The following is an 8843-nucleotide window of genomic DNA, read 5'->3' on the forward strand; positions in this document are numbered from 1 at the left end:
CTGCAGCGGCAGCGCACGCACATCGAGCAGCTCGCGGTACGGCTTGCATCGGCGGCGTCGCGGCCGGTGCGCGACGCCCGCGCGCGGTTCGCGCTTGCGCAGTTGCGCTGGCAGCGTGCGCGGCCCGATCCGTCGCAGGCGCAGCAGGCGCTCGCGGGGCTGTCGCAGCGTCTTGTGCTGGCCTTGCAGCGCCGTCACGAACGCGACACGGCTCGCGTGTCAGCCTGTGCGGCAAGGCTCGAGGTGCTGAGCCCGCAGCGCACGCTCGAGCGCGGCTATGCAGCGCTGATCGATGCGCAGACGGGCCGTGCGGTACGCTCGCCGAACGCGCTGAAGCCGCAGCGCCGCCTGACCGTGCATCTTGCCGAAGGCTCGGCCGACGTGTCGCTCGCCGACGTGCAGCCGCGGCTGACCGATACGATCTGATGTAAGTGGCGCGAGCGGCACGCAGGCTGCTGCAACGGCCGCATCGTGCACGGGAACGGATGCTGCGCATCGCCGGCTCGTCCTGCCGGACGATGCGCCAACATCGCTTTTCCGCATACCGCGGATAAATGGCCCGTGAGTTTGCGGGGTTATTCGTCCTCGCCTACAATCGGACGCTCGGCAGCATCCAACACAGCCTCCCTACATACTCAACGAAGGAATCGCCATGGCTCATACGCTCCCGCCGCTCCCGTACGCTGAAGACGCACTCGCGCCGACCATCTCGCTCGAGACGATCCAGTACCACTACGGCAAGCATCATCAGGCTTATGTGACGAACCTGAACAATCTGATCCCGGGCACGGAATTCGAAAACCTGTCGCTGGAAGAGATCGTGAAGAAGTCGTCGGGCGGCATCTTCAACAACGCTGCGCAAATCTGGAACCACACGTTCTTCTGGAACAGCCTGTCGCCGAACGGCGGAGGCGCACCGACGGGCGCGCTGGGCGACGCGATCAACGCGAAGTGGGGTTCGTACGACGCATTCAAGGAAGCGTTCACGAAGGCCGCAGTCGGCACGTTCGGTTCGGGCTGGGCATGGCTCGTGAAGAAGGCTGACGGTTCGCTCGACATCGTGTCGACGAGCAACGCAGCGACGCCGCTGACGACCGCCGACAAGGCACTGCTGACGATCGACGTGTGGGAACACGCGTACTACATCGACTACCGCAACGCACGTCCGAAGTTCGTCGAAGCGTTCTGGAACATCGTGAACTGGGACTTCGCAGCGAAGAACTTCGCGTAAGGTCTGGCTGTAGCGTGACAATATAGTCTGGAAAGTGCAATAAAGATTGGAAAATCCAGACTGAGCAGTGCAATAAAGTTTTGAAATTGTAATGAAATTGAAGGCCCTCGGTATGAGGGCTTTCTGCTTTTTATGCTCGCTCTTTTGGGTATCCTCGACTTCCAACGGTAGGCGGGTTATCTGCCACAGCGTCAACTGGGGTTCAGTGAGAGTAATCTCAATCGCTCCGCGAGCAGTGGGCGGTGACCGCCTGGATCTGAGCATCGTTGACCTGGTGCGAACGACTCGGGTCGGCGATGTGCGTCGCATCATCGGCCGGCGGCAACTATGGCCTACTTTACTAACGTCGCGCCCGCGACTAGTACGAATGGCAGTTTTGCGGCCCAAAGCTACCTAACGATGAAAAATCACAGGCGAGTGCCTGAGCCCCCATGGTTATCCTCGCGCGGCGTTTGTAGTGATCGAAAGCTTTTTGACACGCTGCCGCTAGTTTGGGCGATACCTTATTTAGACGAGGGCGCGGCCTGTCTACCCGACTGAGAGCAGTTCGCCTTGTACAATCACGGCGGCCATACCCCGAAGTCAACTTTAGCGAGTCAACTTGGCAACCTCACAGCATCCGACTAGTTCCCGCGGTATCCCCAGCGGTGGCGCTGCAGCAGCAGGGGGTACTGGGTTTCAGGCCCAGCTTGGGGCGCTCTTCGGCTTGCAGTTGCTTGCCCAAGTTCCGGTCGACTATGTACTGGAATTGGGGGCAGCCGTTCCTGTCTGGATTCGCTTCGAGACCGAGGCACCGGTGGACGATATCCTGGTGGCAACCTCGAAAGATGGGTTCATCGCGGTGCAGGCCAAGACGACCGTGAACCTCTCGTCCGGGTCTGATGGCGGCTTGGCAAAGACCATCCAGCAGTTCATTCGACACTGGCTTGTCTGCCGCGATGGTCAGGGCGAACAACTTTGGGATCGCTGCCTCGATCCGAGCAAGGATCGACTCGTGCTGGCAGTAGGGCCCACGGCGCCCGCTTCAATTCGCGTAGATCTCCCGGCTGCGCTAAGGTCTTACTCGCAGCCATCACCACGTGCGATGACGCAAGATCAGCAAAAGGCACTTGAGGTGTTCGAGACATGCATGCGTGAGGCTTGGGGCAACACTACGGCCGAACCATGGAGTCCGACCGTGCTTCGAAGTGTTGCACAGCTTGTGAGAGTGATGACGTTCGACCCGGCAGGGGCGTACGCCAATGTCATGGAGGGGCTGGCGGGGACGGCGACAACGACGGATCAGGCTCGACCTTTGATCACTGCGCTGACGCAGATCAGCCAGCGCTGGATGACCGAGCGAAGCGGTGGCGACTTACCTCAACTGCGGCAAGCCGTCATGCATGCGCAAGTGCCGCTGTCTGCGCCGCCGCGCTTCGAAAATGATATCCGCAAGCTTAGGGAGCACTCGGCGCAAATTGCCGCCGACTTGCAGCCCTACGAACAGATCGAGCGAACCGAGGGTGTCATCCGAATCACCCGGGAGTGCCAGGCAGCCGCCTTAGCCGCGGCTCAGGATGGATCGCTCCTCTTGATTGGCGAGCCCGGTGCCGGCAAGAGCGCTGTCATTAACGCGCTGGCCCGTGAGTTGAGGAGCCATGGAGACGTTGTCGAACTCGCGGTCGACCGCTATAGCGTTCAAGACCTGGTTGGACTGAAGAACGAACTGGATCTCGAACACGATCTGGTTAAAGTGCTCGAAGCCTGGGACGGCCCATCGGGTGGATGGCTAGTCGTCGATGCCCTCGACGCTACTCGTGGCGGACAGGGAGAAGGTGCGTTCCGAACACTGATTGAGCGCGTTCTCGCCTTGAAGGGCCGCTGGAAAGTCGTCGCCTCGATACGGACATTCGACCTGCGTATGGGCGTCCGATTCCGTGAGTTGTTCGCAGGCCGCCCTGCCAACCCGGACTACCAGGATGCCGCGTTCCCAACGGTGAGGCATCTGGTTGTGCCTGAATGGTCGGAGGAAGAGTTCGACCAAGTACTGAACCAAGCGCCAGAACTCCGTACCGCCCTCGATGGCGCCCCAACGAAGCTTCAACAACTTTCACTTGTGCCTTTCAACACGCGTCTCATCGGCGAGTTGCTCCGCACAGGGATGGGTGCTGAAGCACTTCGCGAGCTGGCTAACCAAGCGGGCCTGCTGAGGCTGTACTGGGAGCACCGGGTAACGCCATTGGGCTCCGGCGCCGAAGCTTGCTTGCGCCTAGTTGTTGAGACGATGGTCAATAACCGAGCGCTGCGAGCCCAGACGCATGTCATCGCTGCCACGGCACCCGATGCATTGGATGCACTTCTTCTCAAGGGCGTGTTAGCCAAGGTCGAGAACGAGCGTTTTATCCAATTCCGTCACCATCTTCTGTTTGACTATGCCGCGTCGCGACTTCTGATGGACGTCGATGGACTCGTTTCAGGCGAGGTGCAGTACCTGAAAGCTCAGACGCTTGGTCTGATGCTTGCGCCAGCGATGGGCTTCTTGCTGCAGGAGCTCTGGGGGGCACAGCCGGATCATGAGCGCTATTGGATCGCCGTCGAAAGGATGGTCGCCAATCCGGAGGGAGACCCAATCCTTCGCAGCGTAGCTGGAAGACTCAGCGCAGAGCTGCCGGAGAATGCTGAAGACACTCACGCCATCGCAAAGCATGTCGCCGACGGTCGAGACATGGTGCCTACGGCACTTTGGCACGTGGTGTCTGCGCTGGCGGTGCGGCTAGAAGACCGTCCGAATGTGAGTCTCACACCATGGGTCTCGCTCGCCGGTGAACTTGCTGCCAGTGTCGAGCGAGTTCCTTTCCCATTGAGGACGCTGCTTTACCTCTTGATCAACACGGCGCATCCGTCTCAGACAGGTGAGGCTGTCGGTCTTGCGGCAAGAGCGCTGTTGGGATTCGTGTTCGACCATCCTGAGTCGAGAATCGATGCTGCGCTAGCCATTCCCAATGTCGTCGCCACTTACCCGACTGCGCCTTCGGAGTCTCGAGCGCTCTTAGAACGAATCTTCGAACCTCAGCGCGCCGATGCACACAACTGGGAGGACGTTCCAGCGCTCTGCCGTGAGATTTCCAAACTGACCGACGTCGATCCTGATTTCGCTGCGACCGTGTATTCGAGGACGTACGCAGGCACGGTCAAAGACGATGTCACTACCAGCATGGGCGGTCGAAGTCAGATCTTATCTCTGACGTCGAACTCTAGGCAGGACTACGGCATGGCGCTGTTCTCGCTGTGTGAGTTCTTCCCGACGTTTTTACAAAATCACCCTCAAGTGGCCACTCGAGCATTTGTGGAATCGGTAGACCACTACATACGACAGGAGCACAAGCCGGCAGAGCGCGAAGTTATCACCCGAACGATCGATGGCCGGACTGTCCGACTTGAAACAGACCTGAGTCACATCTGGGCTGGCGACCCTGATTACATGCATGGCCGGGATGGCGACGCCCTAATCGCGAAGTTCCTGCCTGCATTTGTTATGTTGCCCGAGTCCGATGCTCGCGTGGTTGCAGAACAGATATCGACTTCATCACCATGGGCATTGACATGGGCCAGGCTCTTCCTCGCGGCAGTGCGACGCAACGATAGCTTGATCGACCTGCTTTGGCCAATTGCGGCAGATGAAGCCTGGCTCTCCAATATCGACACTCAGAAGGATGCGATCGACCTCGTCGCCCACGGGTACGGGCGACGCAGCATGGCTGAGCGGGAAGCTCTCGAAACTTCGGTGACAACCTTCGCAATGGAAGCATATACAGCACCGGAAGCAGCGAGGGAACGCCTGATCCAGCGACTGTATAGCATCATCGGACCTGATCAACTCGTCACGGAGAGTGCACGTGCGACCCTTGTGGCCACCTCGGCGGAATCGGTCGAGCGCGCCCGTCGAAACGAGCGTCCATTTCGGATCACACGCGGATTTGGTGAGTCCAAACCCTTCTTCTGGATCGAAGACCTGGATAGAGATAGGCAGTCGAATATCACCGTCATGGAAGCCATCGAGGCGGCCCGGGACTACATGGAGGCCAAGCCTGGTCGCCCATCGAACGACGAAATCGATACGGCGCGCGCGCTCGACTTGCTCGAGGCAATCGTTCGTGGCCTGGATGCTCCTGACTTGGACGAAACGCTGCGTAGCCATGGCGAAGGCGTCATCGGCCAGGGGTGTGGACAACTTGCGCAGGGCGAGCGCTTAGTTGTCGGGGAGGATTTCGATCCGACTGATCGTTATCTTGCGCTTGTTCGGATAGCGGCTACCTCTGACAATCCGGAGGTTACCGACGAGACGGAGTCTCAATACGAACAGTCCCAGTCCTGGGGCGGGCCTGCCGCTCGCATTGAGGCCGCAACGGCAGTGCTGGACGTTTGTCTGCAGCGGGCCGATCTGTACCCACGACTTGCGGAGGATATTGATCGCCTACTAGATGATCGCCATCCGGCAGCGCGGTCTCAGTCGGTCGAGCATCTTATTCGATTGTGGGAACTCGATCGGGCTGGTTTCTGGCTGCGCCTCGAACTTCGTCTTGAACGAGAGAGCAACTTTGCGGTCTTGGGCTCCGCCGTCAATGTGCTGCGACGGGTCATTCATGTCGAGCCCGACCGCAGCGAACGGCTGATTCTTGCACTCCTTGCGCGGTACAGCGGTACGGCGAAGCAGGCTGATCTTGAAGCGTCTCTGGCTGACATCGTTGCGATTCTTTCGGTGACCCATCAGAAAGCCTCAGCGGAGGCCGTCCTGTCAAGATGGCTGGACGACCCGTCTGTGCACAGCGAACAGCTCGGAACGATTGTGTTCACGCTCCGTGATGCAGTCGTGCTGGGCCTGCACCCTGGTCAATCAGAGGACAGTGCGCTTCGGCATCGGGCCCAAGCCCTTCTTCACCGAATCGTAGTTGCTGCCAGTGGACCACTTGCAACGTATGACCCGAGCGTTGCTGTTCAGGACGACCAGGTGCCGAGATTGAGAGCGTGCATCGAGCTCGTCGACAAGGCAGCCATGCAGCTCTATTTCGCGACCGGTCGAGTCAACGGCGGTACGGGCATCGACGATGCAGGGTGTGAAATTTACTTGCGCGAAGTAGCCTCGACGCTCGAGCTGATCGCCGATCAAGCACAGCCGCACACCATTTACCAACTTCTCCAATTGGTGGAGATTCTGGCCCCGCAGGACCCGGAGCGGGCCTTCGATCTGACCGCGCGTGCGATTCGAGGAGGCGGTGCGAAGGGCGGTTACCAATACGAACCGTTGGGTACCGAACTGATGGTGCGCCTCATAAGCAGCTTCCTGGCGGATAGCAAGGAAATCTTTGGGGCTAAAGAACGACGCCAGGCGCTCGTGGATTGCCTCGAGATCTTCATGGAGGCAGGGTGGCCGTCGGCCAGAAAGCTGCTCTATCGTCTGCCGGAGCTGCTCCAGTGATTCGCGAAGTCACAGAGGCAGAGTTCATCGAACGATTTGCCGATCTGATTGATCGCTTCGATGCGTCGATCGCTGCCGACGCGCGCCCTGAGTTCGCCGGCGCGGAGGCAGGCGATCCTCATGAACACACGACTCGCGTTCACTTCCTAGATGAGCTCGTCGAGCTGCTTGGTTGGTCGCTCGGCTTGGGTGGGGACATGGCTGAAGAGGCTCGTCTCAAGGGCGAGACGACCACGTTTATGGACTATCTTGGTGTCAGAGCAGACACCAATGCTCCAGCCTTACTCATTGAGGCCAAAGCTTGGGACAAGGCGTTTCTGCAGCCGCGAAGGAAAGTTGCTTATGAGGCCCCAACCCTGTTGGGTGATGGAATCAATCATTGGAGAAGCGGTGGGGAGGCGAAAGGCTCTCCGATAGCGGGGCAATGGCATGACTACATCGATCAAGTAGGCGGCTACGTTAAAGGTCTGAAAGACAAATATGGCCACACTCTGCCCAGAGCCGTGATCACAAGTGGTCAATGGATCGTCGTGTTCGTTGACCCAGTACAGGCCTTCGTTGAAGGCACCGTCGAAGACGTCAAGATCAAGATCTTTCATAAGCAGAATTTCAAGGCTCAAGCCAGCGAAATATTTCGGCTGATATCGAAGAACGCTCTCGCCGCAGAGACCCCCTTCAACGTGCGGCCTACTCAGGTCTTGAGCTATCTCACAAAGGACTTGGTCGTCGCATGTTTTCACGCGATTCATGTGAGCTACGAAGCAAGCGGAACACCCATCTTTGGGCGAAAGCCACGCGTATCGGTCTATCCCGCGCTGGTACTGCGTGGGGCGGACAACATGCTCCTGACGGTGCTCGAGGAATCTGAGGAGTCCTTGCTCGAGTACACGAAGGACGAGACAACGGACGAACTCTCTCTAGGTCCGCACGTCGAAAGGCTGGCTGCCGGCGCCGCGGCGCTACTGGCACGAACGGGAGCGCAGCTCGACATTGAGCTTCGACCCGCGCCGATTGTCGATTTTCCGGGATTCCCGCCCGAACCGATGAACAAACCGTCGGTCACACGGCCGCTCGCGCGTTCGAATCCCCGAGAGCGTGATAATTGGATCATCGTTACTGGCCAAGCGACTCACTTTGTTAAAACTGTCCCCGATGTGGACTGCAGGTTCCATAAATGGAGCGTTTGCAATTTCGTCCGCCTGGCAGCAGGACCATCTGCGATTTCTAGGCCTGCATTGGCGATCCCGAGGGCCCTCTTCATCGACGAAACACCTCACCACTGCGCTCACCGTGATGTTATGGACCGCAGAGACCCCCGTTGTCAGATACACATGATTGACGCGAGCCTTTGTTGTCGCGGCTGCACCTTTGCCTCAGATTGTTGGCCCGGCGATACCCGCCCGCCGCTGCCGTGTGGCACCTAACATGCCGTGAGATGGCAAGACTACGGTTGCTCATGAAGCGAACAGTATGTACAAGACGGTCTAGTGTCCTGTTCCACTGATTCGCGAACAAAGTCGATGTAGCTTTTCGAGGATGGAGTCGGCTGACGCGGTCCAGACGAACGGCTTGCAGTTTTCGTTGTAGTGGGAGACGAATTGATCGATTCGCTTGATCAGTTGTTTGACCGAGCCGAACGAGCCACGACGGATTGCCTTGTCGGTGATCAACGCAAAGAAGCGTTCGATCTGTAAGCGGCTCGGCCGGACCGTTTTCCAATGCTGATTTTTCCAACGCATGATGGGCGCGTTTAGATTGACGGAGCCAGTCAGCCATGTCGAACGCAGGGAATCGAGCCCATCCCCATCGCACGTACTCGCAAGAATTCAAGCAGCAGGTGATCAGGGAGACGTTGGAGCCTGGCATGTCGGTGTCGATTGTTGCGCGACGGCACGACATCAACGCCAATGTGGTGTTCGGATGGCGCAAGCAATATCGTGAAGGCAAGCTGGTCGTCCCTGCACTGGATGTTGCGCCGAGCGTGCCAAGCACGGAACTGCTGAGCGTCGAGGTGGTCGATGCGGCATTGGTGTCAAACGCATTTGAAATTTGAGCCACTTCGCGCCTGATCGCGCAAAGTAAAACTGAGCCAGTCGTTACCTCTTCGATGACGAAACGTGGCCGGCTTGGCGTTGCTGTTTCAGTCTGTAGCTGTCT

The 8843-nt window shown here is 58.7% G+C and carries 4 protein-coding genes and 2 pseudogenes; 5 read left to right on the plus strand and 1 reads right to left on the minus strand.

What is annotated here, in order from left to right:
* From G3N64_RS37085 to G3N64_RS37100, 4 genes are all read left to right on the plus strand, one after another.
* Window positions 1-426 (plus strand): exodeoxyribonuclease VII large subunit (locus G3N64_RS37085; RefSeq protein ID WP_277399160.1); only part of this gene is annotated, 426 nt, incomplete at its 5' end.
* A 226-nt stretch (window positions 427-652) separates the two neighbouring features.
* Window positions 653-1231: a superoxide dismutase [Fe] gene (sodB, locus tag G3N64_RS37090; protein ID WP_011352986.1), complete on the plus strand. Its 579-nt coding sequence runs from the start codon at window positions 653-655 to the stop codon at window positions 1229-1231.
* 601 nt (window positions 1232-1832) lie between these two features.
* Entirely contained in the window at window positions 1833-6686 is a 4854-nt protein-coding gene (locus G3N64_RS37095; RefSeq protein ID WP_205788583.1) for a zeta toxin family protein, read from the plus strand.
* Window positions 6683-8110, plus strand: coding sequence for a hypothetical protein (locus tag G3N64_RS37100; RefSeq protein WP_205788584.1), 1428 nt, complete (start codon window positions 6683-6685; stop codon window positions 8108-8110). Before G3N64_RS37095 ends, G3N64_RS37100 begins: the two co-directional genes overlap by 4 nt.
* A gap of 60 nt (window positions 8111-8170) precedes the next feature.
* Here the strand turns inward: G3N64_RS37100 and G3N64_RS37105 are convergent.
* A pseudogene (locus tag G3N64_RS37105) lies at window positions 8171-8377 on the minus strand (IS630 family transposase); the annotation flags it as partial.
* 83 nt (window positions 8378-8460) lie between these two features.
* Between G3N64_RS37105 and G3N64_RS40300 the strand changes: the two are divergent.
* Window positions 8461-8685: pseudogene (locus G3N64_RS40300) on the plus strand (transposase); the annotation flags it as partial.
* Window positions 8686-8843 lie beyond the last annotated feature (158 nt).

This window comes from Burkholderia sp. Ac-20344 (assembly GCF_017104975.1).
Lineage (GTDB): Bacteria > Pseudomonadota > Gammaproteobacteria > Burkholderiales > Burkholderiaceae > Burkholderia.